This window comes from Streptomyces cyaneofuscatus, assembly GCF_042718795.1.
Classification (GTDB): domain Bacteria; phylum Actinomycetota; class Actinomycetes; order Streptomycetales; family Streptomycetaceae; genus Streptomyces; species Streptomyces cyaneofuscatus_A.
Map to the genome: position 1 here is coordinate 111,216 of NZ_JBHXOX010000006.1, position 13,839 is coordinate 125,054.

At 72.8% G+C, this 13,839-nt stretch carries 10 protein-coding genes; 5 read left to right on the plus strand and 5 right to left on the minus strand.

What is annotated here, in order from left to right:
• The 5 genes from ACFWRT_RS08135 to ACFWRT_RS08155 form a co-directional block, all read right to left on the minus strand.
• Window positions 1-771 carry a CoA transferase subunit A gene (locus ACFWRT_RS08135; protein ID WP_380949947.1) on the minus strand — a complete coding sequence of 257 codons (771 nt, stop codon included), beginning with the start codon at window positions 769-771 and terminating at the stop codon, window positions 1-3.
• Window positions 772-920: 149 nt separating this feature from the next.
• Window positions 921-3,047: an ATP-binding protein gene (locus ACFWRT_RS08140; protein ID WP_380949948.1), complete on the minus strand. Its 2,127-nt coding sequence runs from the start codon at window positions 3,045-3,047 to the stop codon at window positions 921-923.
• The gene (locus ACFWRT_RS08145; protein WP_380949949.1) at window positions 3,044-3,751 is read right to left on the minus strand and encodes a Pvc16 family protein; all 708 of its coding nucleotides are present in this window, start codon (window positions 3,749-3,751) and stop codon (window positions 3,044-3,046) included. Before ACFWRT_RS08145 ends, ACFWRT_RS08140 begins: the two co-directional genes overlap by 4 nt.
• Window positions 3,748-7,008 (minus strand): hypothetical protein, encoded by a 3,261-nt coding sequence (locus tag ACFWRT_RS08150; protein WP_380949950.1) that lies wholly within the window; start codon window positions 7,006-7,008, stop codon window positions 3,748-3,750. The genes ACFWRT_RS08145 and ACFWRT_RS08150 overlap by 4 nt, the downstream gene beginning before the upstream one ends.
• A gap of 150 nt (window positions 7,009-7,158) precedes the next feature.
• A complete protein-coding gene (locus ACFWRT_RS08155; RefSeq protein WP_380950080.1) occupies window positions 7,159-7,917 on the minus strand; it encodes a helix-turn-helix transcriptional regulator in 759 nt (252 codons plus the stop codon).
• Window positions 7,918-8,166: 249 nt separating this feature from the next.
• Between ACFWRT_RS08155 and ACFWRT_RS08160 the strand changes: the two genes are divergently transcribed.
• The 5 genes from ACFWRT_RS08160 to ACFWRT_RS08180 all read left to right on the plus strand — a co-directional run bounded on the left by ACFWRT_RS08160 (window position 8,167) and on the right by ACFWRT_RS08180 (window position 13,063).
• A complete protein-coding gene (locus ACFWRT_RS08160) occupies window positions 8,167-9,573 on the plus strand; it encodes a COG1470 family protein (RefSeq protein WP_380950081.1) in 1,407 nt (468 codons plus the stop codon).
• 769 nt (window positions 9,574-10,342) lie between these two features.
• The gene (locus ACFWRT_RS08165) at window positions 10,343-11,890 is read left to right on the plus strand and encodes a phage tail sheath family protein (RefSeq protein ID WP_380949951.1); all 1,548 of its coding nucleotides are present in this window, start codon (window positions 10,343-10,345) and stop codon (window positions 11,888-11,890) included.
• Between the two features lie 62 nt (window positions 11,891-11,952).
• Window positions 11,953-12,393 (plus strand): phage tail protein, encoded by a 441-nt coding sequence (locus ACFWRT_RS08170; protein ID WP_366387576.1) that lies wholly within the window; start codon window positions 11,953-11,955, stop codon window positions 12,391-12,393.
• Complete coding sequence (locus tag ACFWRT_RS08175; protein WP_380949952.1) at window positions 12,390-12,908, plus strand: hypothetical protein; 519 nt, start codon at window positions 12,390-12,392, stop codon at window positions 12,906-12,908. The genes ACFWRT_RS08170 and ACFWRT_RS08175 overlap by 4 nt, the downstream gene beginning before the upstream one ends.
• Window positions 12,905-13,063, plus strand: coding sequence for a DUF6760 family protein (locus tag ACFWRT_RS08180; RefSeq protein ID WP_018492281.1), 159 nt, complete (start codon window positions 12,905-12,907; stop codon window positions 13,061-13,063). The genes ACFWRT_RS08175 and ACFWRT_RS08180 overlap by 4 nt, the downstream gene beginning before the upstream one ends.
• The last annotated feature ends 776 nt before the right edge of the window (window positions 13,064-13,839 follow it).

Genomic DNA, 13,839 nt, shown 5'->3' on the forward strand with positions numbered 1-13,839 from the left:
TCAGGCCTCCATGTGTACGGTGCGGCGCTCCACGCGCTTCTCCGCGCGCGGGTCACCGGCGGCGACGGGGACGACCCGCTGCACGAAGATCCCGGGCAGGTGGATGTCGTCGGGGGCGAGTTCGCCGGGCTCGACCAGCTTCTCCACCTCCGCGATCGTGACGCGTCCGGCCATCGCCGCCAGGGGGTTGAAGTTGCGGGCGGAGGAGTGGAAGCGGAGGTTGCCGTGCCGGTCACCGACGGCGGCCCTGACCAGGGCGAAGTCGGTGGTGATGCCCTCCTCCAGGAGGTGGTCGCGGCCGTCGAAGACCCGGGTCTCCCTGGGCGGTGAGGCGACGGTGACCGAGCCGTCGGCACCGTACCGCCAGGGCAGTCCGCCCTCCTCGACCCAGGTGCCCGCACCGGCCGGGGTGTAGAACGCGGGGATGCCCGAGCCGCCGGCCCGCAGCCGTTCCGCGAGGGTGCCCTGGGGGACCAGCTCCACCTCCAGCTCACCGTGGAGGTACTGCCGGGCGAACTCCTTGTTCTCGCCGACGTATGAGCTGGTCATCCGCGAGATCAGCCCCGCCCGCAGCAGGAGGCCGAGGCCCCAGTCGTCCACCCCGCAGTTGTTGGACACCACCCGCAGCCCGCCGACGTCCCGCTCCAGCAGGGCGTGGATCAGCACGCCGGGGATGCCGCAGAGCCCGAATCCGCCGACCGCCAGTGACGCCCCTGGCGCCACGTCCGCGACCGCGTCCGCCGGGTCGGCGACCACCTTGTCCACACTCATCCGTCCGTCCTCTCCCCGCCGCATCGAATGCGACGAGACTAGGAACGGAGGACGGCGTACGGCGATGGCGTCCGCCCACACATCGCCGCCGGTGAGGGTGGTTGTTGCCCATGCCCCCGGCGTATGCCCTACCGCCCCCGGCGTACGCTCTACCGCCCCCGCCGCTCCTTCGCCAGCCACGGCCCGAACTCGCTCTCCAGCACCAGCCGCCCCAGCTTCCGGTACTCCTGGAGCACCGCCGTGACGAGCTGGTCCATGGTCAGCGGCGCCCGCGACTCCGCCGCGAGGTAGGCGGCGGTCACCGCGCAGGCCCGGATCGAGCCGCCCGCCAGCTCGAAGCGGGCCGCGCAGAACTCCAGGTCCAGCGCCGGATCGCGCGGGATCGCGGTGCCCAGGCAGCGGTCCCAGAGGGCGAGGCGCTGCTCGGCGTCCGGGATCGGGAACTCCGCGATCACGTCCAGGCGACGGGTGAACGCCTCGTCCAGGTTGGCGCGGAGGTTGGTGGTGAGCACGGCGATCCCGTCGAAGGACTCCATGCGTTGGAGCAGGTACGCCGACTCCACGTTGGCGTGCTTGTCATGGGCGTCCTTGACCTGCGACCGCTTCCCGAAGATCGCGTCGGCCTCGTCGAAGAGCAGGATGCCGTTGACGTCGGAGGCCTCGACGAAGATCCGCTCCAGGTTCTTCTCGGTCTCGCCGATGTACTTGTCCACCACGGTGGAGAGGTCCACGACGTAGAGCTCCATGCCCAGTTCGCGGGCGATCACCTCGGCCGACATGGTCTTGCCGGTGCCGGACTCGCCCGCGAACAGGGCGATGACCCCGCGCCCCCGGCCACCGCCCGGCCGCATCCCCCACTGCCCGAGCACCTGTTCGCGGTGGCGGGCGCGCAGGGCGAGTTCGGTGAGCTGGGTGCGGGTGGCCGGGGGCAGGACCAGGTCGTCCCAGCCGACGGCGGGTTCGATGCGGCGGGCGAGCCGCTCCAGCCCGGCGCCGTTCTGGGCACGGACCGCCGTGCGCAGGTCGTCCGGGTGGACCGGGCGCTGCTCCTGGGCGGCGAGGCGGGAGGCGACGGTGGCGGCCTTCCGTAGCTGGTCGGAGTCGAGGCGGTAGGAGGCGGTGGCCTCGATCAGCCGGTCGTCGTCGGCCGGTGCCGGCGCGTCCGGCAGCCCCACCGCTCGGGCCGCCTCCGCGAGCGCCTGGCGCCAGCGGCGGGCCGCGCCCGCCGGGCCCGGGGGCAGGACGGCGACCGGGACCGGGCTGTCCCGGGTCCAGAGCGGGTCCCAGTTCTTCTTCCCGTACGCGATCAGGGGCGTGCCGCTCACCGCCGTACAGAGGGAGGCCAACAGGCTTGCGCCCTCCGGCCGTTCGGGGGCGAGCGCCTCCAACGGGCCGAGCACGACACCGCCGTGGGCGAGGCGGGCCTCGGCGGCCAGGGTCCGTACCAGCTCGGGCACCCGGTCGCCGGCCGCCGCGAGCACCGCGATGTCCACCACGAGGGGGCGGCGTCCGGTGGCGGTGAGCGCCTGGACGGCCAGCCCGGAGGGGTCGCCGCCTCGGTCGAGCAGGTGCACCAGGCCGCTGCCCGTGGCGAGGGCGGCGGCGATGCGGTGGGCCTCCGGGCGGTCGTCGGACTCGGCTGCGGGGACGGGCACATGGACCAGGCCGCGCAGCCTCCCGTCCGGTTCGTCGTCGCCGAGGAGGTGGGCGGTGATCCGGTCGGGCACCCGCAAGGTCCGGGAGAGCAGGGGGCGTTCGGGGTCGCCGATCTCCAGGAGGCCACCCGCGACGAGCGGGGCGGACGGCTGGAACCGGAAGCGTCCGGAGCCGGCCGCGGGCAGCCCGCAGAGCTCCAGGGCCAGGCCGATGGCAGGGCGGCGGCGGGTCAGGTCGTCGTTGAGGTAGCCGTAGAGGCGCTCGAACCGGGCGTCGATGTCCGGCGCCATCGCGACCAGCAGCAGCTCCACGTCCAGCTCCGCCAGACCGAAGCTCCGGACCAGCCCGCCGAGCCGGGAGCCCGGCTCCGTGACGTACGCCGGTGGCTCATCACCGTACGGAGGTACGGGCGCGAACGCGTCCCGCGACTCCAGGACGCGTTCGACCGCGTCGGGGGTGAGGTACTGCCCCCGGTACGGATCGTCCGGCTCCGGGTCGGTGGCGCGGCGGGCCGCCACCGTGTGCCGAACCCGCTGCTCGACGCGGCCCAGCCGCTCCCACAGCACCTCGACGTCCGCCATCGGCGGCGCGCTCTCCGTAGCGTGCACGGTCACCGTCATCGCGCCGCGCTCCCCCGCTTGCGCCGGCCGGGCGGCAGTTGCCGTTCCCGTGTCGCGGCGAAGCCCTCCGCGTCCAGGTCGGCCGCTCCCTCGTACCGCAGGCGGCGGCCCGGGTCGTCGGTGGCCGTGCCGTCCACGGCGGGGGCGGCCTTCATCACGAGGCCCTCGGTGACCGGCGGTCCGGCCGGGGCCCGTTCGCCGGCGAGCGGGGCGAGGACGCGCAGGTCGATCGCGGCCTTCAGCTCACCGCCGAGCGCCGACCACACGTCGGAGGCGGAGGGGCCGTCGGTGCGCGGGCCCGCCGCCTCCAGCTCCACGGTGAGGGCGAGCTCGGCGAGGCTGCCGGTGAGCATCGGGGCGGGCAGCGTGTCGTGCCGCATCAGGCAGCGCAACACCTCGGAGAGCAGGCGGTGTTCGTCCTGCGGGCGGTTGGTCCAGGCGGTGACCAGGTAGGTCAGCTCGAACCAGCGCGGCGGGGTGCGCCAGCCGATGACCATCCCGTTCTCGTCGTGGTCCTCGGCCGTGCCGGTGCGCCGCCTGCCGGCGTCCTCGCGGATGCCGTGCAGGAAGACGCTGATGGTGGGGGCGTTGCGCCGGGCCGACCAGTCCTTCGTCGGCGCGTCGAAGACCAGGTCGACCCCGCTCTCCTGGAGTCCGGCGTCGACCAGCAACAGCCTCAGTCCTTCGTCGACTTCGTGGATCATCGGCGGATCACCTCGTCCGGCGGGGTGATGGTGCCGAGCACCACGAGGAAGTCGGTGGTGACCGGGGAGAAGCCGGGGCCCCTGGCGGTGATGGTGCGCGGCCCGGTCCGGTCCTTGGCCAGGATGAGCAGTTGGGCGATGAACGTGCCGTCCGGGTTGGGCAGGGTCGGCGCGGCGGCCGCCGTGATGCCCGGCTTCCACCTGAGCTTCACGGGCGCGCCGGGCGGGAAGTCCTTGCCGCGCACCGAGGTGACGAATCCGGGCTTGCCGATGGCGGGCACCGCGATGATGCGGGGCTGGAGGATGCGCAGCGGGATGCGGGAGCGGTTGTCGCCCCGGTTCGCGTCCGTGCCGGTGGTGGTGAGCGTCGCGGTGATGGACGTGCGCAGCGCGCGGTCCGGGGAGAGGACGACGCGGACGACGGTGGAGGCGCCGGGTCCCAGGTCGGGCAGCGTGCACTGTCCGGCCGTGCAGCCTGCGGGGAGCGGGCCGGACGGGATGGTGTTGGGCAGGCCGAGCTGGAGCCGGAGGCCGGTGGCGGTGGCGGTGCGGCCGTTGCGCACGGTGTACGTGACGACGACCTTGCCGCCGACGTAGCCGGGGCTGGGCTGGGCCCGCACCACGACGCCGGGGCCGGCCAGGGGCGCGGGCGGCAGGGGGGCCGGGGGGCGCGGGGCGGGCGGGCGCGGGGCCGGGGGCGGAGGGGGTGCGGGCGCGGTGGTCGGGGGCGCGGGGGTGGGGGTCGGAGGCGTGGGAGGGGTCGGCGTGGGAGGGGTCGGGGTCGGAGGCTTGGGCGTCGGGCTCGGCGGGGGCGGATCCTGGACGGGTACGAGGGTGCCGGTGGCGTTGTCCGTCGGGTTCGGGTCGAGCACGGTGCCGGTGACGGACCAGCCGATCGGCTGGTCGCCGCGTGTGACGCCGGTCAGCTTGGCGGTGATCTCCACGCTCGCGCCGGGCGGGACGACACCCAGGGCGCACTGGGGCGAGCCGGCTCCACAGGTCCCGGCGGGCGTGGTCAGCTCCTCCAGCCGTACGCCGGGCGGGGGGTCGGCCGTGAAGACGGTGCCGGGCGAGGGCGAGGGGCCGTGGTTGGTGACGGTGACCTTCACCTCGACCGAGGAGCCGACCTCCACGGCGGGCCCGGTGGGCGGGGCCGTCACGGCGAGGTCGACCGACTGCTGGTAGCTGGGCTCCTTCTGCCGTCCGGCGTGCTCGTTGTCCAGGGGCGTCAGCTCACCAGAGGCGAGGTCCAGGACGGAGAGCTGCTCCATCGAGTTGACGGCCTGCTCCCGGCGCGAGGACAGCGCGATCCGGCTGCCGTCCGGCGACCAGGCCACGTCACGGGGCTGGAAGGGGCCGGTCCCGGTGGTGTCGGGGATCGGCAGTTCGCAGCCGAGCGGGTTGTCCCGCTCGGAGGAGGGCAGCACGACCCGGCAGCCGCCGCCGCTCAACGGCTTGACGATGATGCCCGCCCGCTCGTTGATCCGGCCGCCGCCGTCCTTGCGGTTGAAGGCCACCCGCGTACCGTCCGGGGAGAACGCCGGGCTGTCGTCGATGACTTCGCAGACGCCGGGGCAGATGGTGGCGCTGAGGTCCCGCTGCTGGTCGAGCCGGTTCACCGGCACGGTCCAGATGTGCTTGTTGCCGCCGTTGCCGTTGATCACCTGCGTACGGGTGAAGGCGAGGTTGACGCCGTCGGAGGACCAGGTCGGCTGGGCGTCGCCGCCCTGCTGCTGGCCCTCGGGCGGGCGGATCTCGTCGAGGATCGCGCCGGTGGCCACGTCGGCGATGAGGATGCGGCCCGGCCCGGCCGCCTCGCCCACGCCGCCGGGCGAGGTGCGGGTGAACGCCAGCTTGGTGCCGTCGGGCGAGAAGGTGGGGTCGGTGTCCCAGTCGCGCTCACCGCGTCCGGCGAGCGGGAGGGCGGCGCGGTTGGTGCCGTCGGCGTCGACCATCCAGATGCGCTGGACGCGTGCCTCGGGCGGGCCTTCGAAGCGGGTCACGACGATGCGGCGGCCGTCGGGGGTGTAGTTCTGCCGCTCGGTCCACGGGTCGTACCCGGCCGCCGGGTTGAAGAGCGGGTCGATCGCCGGGTCGGTGTTGGTGCGGGCGGCCGGGTCCTCGTTCAGGATGGTGAAGTTGAGGTCGCGCGGGTCCGAGCCGTCCTGGCGTACGTCCTGGAGCGTGACGGTGTTGGCCTGGGCGGCGGTGATCCGGGAGACGATGACGTCGCCCGTCCCGCTGTCGCTGCCGGTCCAGGTCGGGGACTCGACGTCGCGGTCCTCGGAGACCAGTTGCTCGGGCGTCTGCTCGGAGAAGGCCGGGCCCCGGTAGACGTGGTCGAAGTCGTCGCAGCCGCAGACGTGGAAGGGGCTGAGGAAGAGGACGTCGTCGCCGTTCGGCAGCCAGGAGACGGAGTGGCTGCCCCACTCCGCGTGGCCGCCCGCCAGCAGCGGCCGGTCGGTGCCGATGCCTTCGGTGACCCGCAGCCGGTAGCCCTTCTCCGGGTCGGGGTCGGTGATGTGGGTGTACGCGACCCGGCTGCGGTGGGTGGCGTCGTCCACCGGGTTCCAGGACGGGTCCTTGGCGTCGCCGGGCGGGCCGTCGCTGATCCGGGTCCGCTCGCCGCCCGCGAAGGGCTGCTCGTATATCTGCCAGCCCAGGGAGGCGTCGCCGTCGCAGGCGTACGCGATCCGGGTGCCGTCCGGGGAGAAGGTCGGCGACTCCTCGTTGTCGGGGGTGTCCGACAGCCGCCGCAGACCCGAGCCGTCGACGCCGACCGACCACAGGTCGCGCTGGACGGTGTCGTCGGGGCCGGGCTCGGCCGAGTCGAAGACGACGGTCCGCCCGTCCGGGGAGAGTTCGGGGTTGGCCGCGTCCCGGTCGGTGGTGAGCCGGCGTACGGTCCCGTCCGCGTCGCGCACGTACACCTGCGGCCGCACGCTGTCGCGGAGGCTGGTGAAGACGAGCACCCCGCGGCGGGCGGAGGGGTCCTGGTCGTAGTGGGTGGGCCCGTCCCCGAAGAGGGGGTCGGTGGCCTTGTCGCCGTTGGCCTGTCCGAGGCTGCGGTGCTCCGTACCGGCGAAGGCGATCCGCCCGGCCTCCGCCGGGTCGGCCTCCGCCGCCGCGGCGACCGCGTCGGCCGTCCCGTGCGGGGTGGCGGCCGAACCGACCACCAGCAGCGGCGCCAGCAGCACCACCGCGCCCGCCAGTCGGCTCCACCGGGAATGCTTCGCCGGGCCAGCAGTGCCGGTCACGGCCCACCTCACAGTCTGTTGATGACGCTCCACCGTCGAGCATCGCGCCCGCGCGGGGCAGGAAGACAGGCCTCAAGTACCCGGACCGGGGGAAGGAGCGGCTGCCCTTTGCGGCGCGCCCCCTCCCGCCGGAGGTCCGGTGGACCGCTCTCAGATCAGCCCGTGCCGCATCGCGTAGCCCACCGCGTGGGCGCGGTTGCGCAGTTCGAGCCGGGTCGCGACCTCGTGCAGCACGTTCTTGACGGTGCGTTCGGAGTACGAGGTCTTCTGCGCGATCTCCGAGGTGTCGAAGCCCTCCGACACCAGCCGGATCATCTCCGCCTCCCGCGCCGTGAGGGTGGAGAGGGTGAGCCCGCGGGGGTCCAGGACCGTCCGCTGGAGGCTGCTGACATGGTCCAGGAGCTTGCCCAGCAGGTCGCCCGGGAGGACGCCCTCGCCGTTGGCCATCGCCTTGACCAGATGGATCAGCCGGTCCTGGTCGGCCTCGCCGCGCCGCAGCACGGCGGCGACCCCGCACTCGATCATCGTCTGCAGCGCACCCGACTCGAAGAAGCCGACGACCAGCCCGGTGCGGGTGGAGGTGTTGCGCTGGAGGCGGTGCAGGAGCTGGACGGTGGCGTCGTCCACCATGTCCACCACCACCAGGGAGACCTGGGCCTGGTCCGCCTCGGCCTCCGGTATCAGTTCTATCTCCGGCCGCATCCGCAACTGGTGGACCATGCCGGTCTGGAGGATCAGGTCCTCCGCGTACACCGCCACGGTGACCCTTCCGCCGGTCCCCGCCCCGGGGGTGGTCCGGGCGGCCCGCCGGTCCGCGTCGGGCCTGCGGTACTGCGCGCGCTCAGCCGTCCTGCTCCTGGTGGCTGCCGTCTCCGCCGTGGCCCTGCTCTTCGCGTCCGCCGTCGTCATCGTGTCTGCCGTCGTCATCGTCATCGTTCCGCGCCGTCTTCCTCAGGTACTTCCGCCCGATATGCCTTCTCTCCGCCCCGACCGCACCGGTCTTCGGCAGGGGGCGCGGGCGCGGGGCGGGGGCGTGGGGCCACCGGGGCGGTGTGCGTTCGGGGCACCGGCCCTGCCCGCTCGTTGCCCTCGCGACCCTGCTGCGCGGCCGCAGGGGCGGCTTACGGTCGCAGGGTGACCACATCTGCCGAACTCGAAATGCCCACGGTGACGGTGTCGCCCGGCGGTACCGCGACGACGACCCTGACCGTGCGCAACGACGGTGACATCGTCGAGGCCTACACGCTCGAAGTCGTCGGCGACTGCGCCGCGTGGAGCACCGTCGAGCCGGCCCGCGTGTCGCTCTACCCGGGCACCTCCGAGACGGTGACCCTCACCTTCGCTCCTCCCCGCTCCCACGAGGTCAGGGCGGGCGAGACCCCGCTGGCCGTCCGCGTCCTGCCCGTGGAGCACCCGGAGTCGGTGGTGGTGCCCGAGGGCACGGTCACCGTCGAGCCGTTCCACGAGCTGCGCACCGAGCTGGAGCCGCGCCGCCGCCGGGGCTGGCTGGGCGCCCGCTTCCGTACCGCCGTGCAGAACAAGGGCAACACCCCGGTCGACGTCGCCTTCACCGGCAGGCAGGCCGGGGAGGAGCTGCGGCTGGGCTTCACGCCGGGTCAGAAGCGGCTGGAGCCGGGCGAGTCGGCCGAGATCCGGCTCAAGGTCCGTGCGGCCAAGCTGATCTGGTTCGGCGAGCCGGTCACCTGGCCGTTCGAGGTGGAGGCGGCCGAGGTCGTCGCGCCGGTGGAGGCGCCGGTCGCGGTGGCCGCCGGCAGCGGCGAGACCGTACGACCCGAGGCCGTACGACCGGAGACCGTACGTCCGGAGACCGTACGTCCGGAGACCGGGGGCGTGGAGGCCGTACGTCCGGAGCCGGTGCCCGGTGAGTTCCTCCAACTGCCCGTGCTGCCCAAGTGGCTGCTGATCCTGCTGGCCGCGCTGCTGGCGCTGCTGCTGGCCTGGTTCGCGCTGGTCCGGCCGGCGGTGAAGAGCACCGCGAAGCAGGCGGTGACCGAGGCCGCGCAGGAGGAGGCCGCCCGCGGCGAGCAGCAGCAGGGCGCGCCCACGCCGGGCGGCCCGGACGACCCGACGGGAGGCCAGGGACAGGGCACCGGCCCGGACGCGCCGGGCACGCCCGGGGGCACCGGCGGCTCCGGTACGGGACCGGGCACAGGCTCCGGGCCGGGCGGCACGGGCGCCGGGGGCACCGAGCAGAGCTCCGCGACGATCGACGTGGAGACCAACGCCGGGATCGAAGGGGTGGGGACGTACAAGGTGCCGGCGGGCAAGGTCTTCGGCATCACGGACATCGTGGTGGCGAACTTCCAGGGCGACGAGGGAGTGCTGACCATCTCCTTCGGAGAGCGGAAGATCACCACCATCGCGCTGGAAACCTTCCGCAATCAGGACTATCACTGGGTCACCCCCATTCAGGTTCCGGAGAACGCCACGGTCACCGCTGCCGTCACCTGCGCCAAGCCCGGCACTCCGGCGACCGGAACACAGGCCTCGGGCTGCCATCAGGTGATTAACGTCAGCGGTGTACTCAGCGATCTCGCACGGTAGAAGCTCGTCGGTGGAAGTACGTCGGTAGAAGTAGTCGGTAGAAGCACGGTAGATCCGCGGCGGAAACAGCGGCGCCGGGCACCGTGCTCCACCTATCCATGACGACAACAGCAGATACCCGGCCCCGGGGGAAACCCGGCGTGCCGAGCAATGGCGGATTCATCCTCCCGAATCCACCAAAGGTCTAGACCAATTCGGTCATCCCTGCCGCCGACGACCCCGGAAGAATATCCGGTTGCGGCCGACCGGATCACGAACGAGCCTGATCAGAGCCGCTCCTGACGGTTCGGGGGAAGACATCGGGCGCCCGATCGGAACCATCGGGCGCCCGTTTCCGTCGGCGGAACCTGGCCGGACGACCACCTGTTCTGGGCGCATTCTGGCCGAATCCCGTCAGTCCACCCCGATTGCCGGTGGGCCCCGTACGGCTTTTTACCGTTCGGCGTTCATCCAGAAAAAGAGATACCGAACACATACCCCCAGGGAAGCGGAACCTCTAATTCCGTCGAATCCCCGGAACGATGGCGGGAGCGGAAACAGTTCCGTGACCCGCCGTTCTCCTCCGCGTCATCTCGGGCCTCCCGAATACGCCCGCCGCCGCGAATGGGCGAGGGGCGCGGCCGGCCCGCCAAGGGCAGCATGCGCGGCAGCGGGGGTGACCGGGAAGGCAGCGTCATTGCCCCGCGCCCAGGACTTTGAGGCCTACTCCGCGCCGCCGCAGCCGGGCAAGACTGATCGGTGAACGAGTGACCACCCCGAAGGAGCGAGCATGCCGTCGTACCTCACCCCCGGTGTATACGTGGAGGAGGTGCAGTCCGGAGCACGGCCCATCGAGGGAGTCGGCACCGCGGTCGCAGCCTTCGTCGGCTTCGCCGAGACGGGCCCCTTCCACCAGCCGACGCTGGTGACCAACTGGGACCAGTACGTCCAGACGTTCGGCACCTTCACCGCCGACACCTACCTCACCCACGCCGTGTACGGCTTCTTCGCCAACGGCGGCGGCGCGGCCTACATCGTGCGCATCGGCGGCCCCGCGCAGGGCTCCTCCGAGGCCGCGGCGCCCGGTGCCGTCGGCCAGGCCCCGGCGCCCGTCGCGCTCGGCGGCTTCCTGGTCTCCGCCAAGTCCGGTACGAGCGACGGTCTCTCCGTCGAGATCGCGGACCCCGAGGGCGACAGCCCCCCGGAGGACCGTTTCCGGCTGCTGGTCCGTCAGGCCGGCAAGGTCGTGGAGACGTACGACGTCTCCACCCGCAAGAACGTCAAGGGCTACCTGGTCACCCAGGCCCGCGAGTCCAAGCTCATCCAGGTCACCGAGCAGCCCGGCACGGCCCAGAGCCGCCCCGAGAAGCAGACCGTCGCCCTCGCCTCCGCCCCCGCCACCGGCACCCCCGGTTCCGGCGTGGCGCGGCTCGACGCGTCCGAGTACGTCGGTGACCCCGCCGCCCGCACCGGGTTCGGCGGCCTCGAATCGATCGACGAGATCACCATGGTCGCCGTCCCGGACCTGATGAGCGCCTTCCAGCGCGGCGACATCGACGCCGAAGGCGTCAAGACCGTGCAGCTCGCGGTCATCTCGCACTGCGAGCAGATGGGCGACCGCGTCGCCGTCCTGGACACCCCGCCCGGCATGAACGCCCAGCAGGTCCGCACCTGGCGCAACGACGAGGCCGGCTACGACTCGCGCTACGCCACCCTGTACTACCCGTGGGTCAAGGTCTTCGACCCGGCGGCCGGCCGCAACTCCCTGGTCCCGCCGAGCGGTCACGTGGCCGGTGTCTGGGCGCGCAGCGACGGCGAACGCGGAGTCCACAAGGCGCCCGCCAACGAGGTCATCCGCGGTGCGGTGGACCTGGAGATCCGGCTCAGCAAGGGCGAGCAGGACCTGCTGAACCCGATCGGCGTCAACTGCGTCCGCGCCTTCCCCGGCCGCGGCATCCGCATCTGGGGCGCCCGCACCCTCTCCTCCGACCCGGCCTGGCGCTACCTCAACGTGCGCCGGCTCTTCAACTACCTGGAGGAGTCCATCCTCCTGGGCACCCAGTGGGTGGTCTTCGAGCCGAACGACGACCGCCTCTGGTCGAGCATCCGGCGCAACGTCACCGCCTTCCTCACCGAGGAGTGGCGACGCGGTGCGCTGTTCGGCCGCACGGCCGAGGAGGCGTTCTACGTCCGCTGCGACCGGAGCAACAACCCGCAGGAGTCGATCGACCTCGGCCAGGTCGTCTGCGAGATCGGCGTCGCGCCGGTGAAGCCTGCGGAGTTCGTGGTCTTCCGGCTCTCGCAGTTCTCCGACAGCACCAGCCTCGTCGACGAGTGACCCTCGCGGCCCCTTTCCACCACCCACAGCACCATCGCAACCGGAACAGGTGACACACAGTCATGGCAGAGGGCGACGCTCTTTCCACCCACGTCTTCGGCGTGCAGCTCGGCGGCTATCTCGTGGAGTCCATCCAGGAGATCAGCGGGCTGACCGTCGAGGAAGAAGTCGTCGAGGTCCGTCAGGTGACCGCCGAGGGCAAGCAGATCATCCGCAAGCAGCCGGGCGCGCGCCAGGCGGGCGAGGTGACGATCACCCGCGGGCTCGACCAGAGCAGCGAGTTCACCACGTGGATCAAGGAGACGCTCAACAACGGAGCCGTCGACACCGCGCGCCAGAACCTCACCATCGAGATCAAGGACTCGACCGGTGCCACCGTCCGGCGCATCCAGCTCATGCAGGGCTGGGCCTCCAAGTGGGAGGGCCCCTCGCTCAAGGCCGGCGAGTCCAGCGCCGCGACCGAGACGGTGACCATCACCTTCGAGGAGATCGTGGTCGAATGAGGCGCCGGACCGTCTCGCCGGGCAGCGGCCTCGAAGAGACCCTCGACAACCTGGCCGCCGCGACCGCCGCACGCCAGGAGGCTCCGGCCGCCGCGGCGCCCGCGGCGGCGGCCCCCGCCCGCGCACCCCGGCGCGAACGGGAGTCCCTGCAGACGGAGTTCGCCTTCGAGCTGCCCCGCGGGTACGTCGACGACGAGGGCCAGCTGCACCGGCACGGCACCATGCGGCTCGCGACCGCCCGGGACGAGTTGCGCCCGCAGATCGACCTGCGGGTGAAGGAGAACCCGGCGTACCTGTCCGTGGTGCTGCTGAGCCAGGTGATCACCCAGCTCGGCACGGTCACCGACGTGCACGCCGGGATCGTGGAGCGGATGTACGCCACGGATGTGGCGTTCCTCCAGGACTTCTACCGCCGGATCAACAGCGAGGGCCACACGCACGCCGCGGTGACCTGCCCGCTCTGCCACGGCTCGTTCGAGGTGGACCTCTCGGGTGGGCGCCTGGGGGAATCGTGACGTACGCGCTTCCCCGGTTGCGGGAGGAGATCGCGTACGTCGCCTACCACTTCCATTGGCAGCGTGAGGACATTCTCGACCTCACCCACGCGGAACGTCAGCAGTGGGTACGGGAGATAGCGCGGATCAACACCCGCGTCAACGAAGGCGGGTGATCGTGTGGGGCTCGGGGACTGGCTGCGCCGCCGGACGGACGGGCAGGGGGGCGGTGTCGCCGATGCGGTTGCCGGTCCGGCTGCCGGTCCCGGGGCTGTCGCCTCGGCTGATGCCGCGGCCGGTGTCGCGGCCGGTGTCGCGGCTGATGCTGCGACTGGCTCCGCTTCCGGCGGCTCCGACTGGGACGGGGGGTGGCGTCGGGTCGCCCCGCCCTCGGTGACCGTCGCCCGGTCCTCGATCGGGGTGAGCGACGGGCTGCGGTTCCGGTCCCAGCTCGCCTCGTGGCAGAACCCCGCCCTCGGCGGCGAACTGGGCCATGCCGTCCTGCCGTCCGCCCCGGTGGGCCTCATCCATGGCGTGACCCGCCCGGGCTCCGCGCGTTCCGCCTCGCCCGGTGGGCCGCTGCTGCTGCGGGCGGCCCGGCCGCAGGCGGAGGGTGAGGCGGAGGCCGGTCCGGCTGCGGCGGATCTGCCGTCCGCCTCGGCCTCGGCGGGGCGCGCGGGTGGCCGGACGCCGGGGCGGAGTGCCCCGGTCCAACGACGGGGGACGGGAACGGGGGCCGCGCCTGGCGCACGCCCGGAGCCCCCCTCGGCTGCGGGCGCGGGCGCGGCGGCCATGCCGACGGTGCAGCGGGCCGCGAAGGCGGGTGCGGCTCCGGCTTCTTCGGACGCCGTCGCCGCCGCTGCCTCGAACGCACCCGCTCCTTCGACTTCGACTTCGACTTCGGTTCCGGTTCCGGCTGTTGAGCGTGCGCGTCCCGCCGCCGTACGTCCTC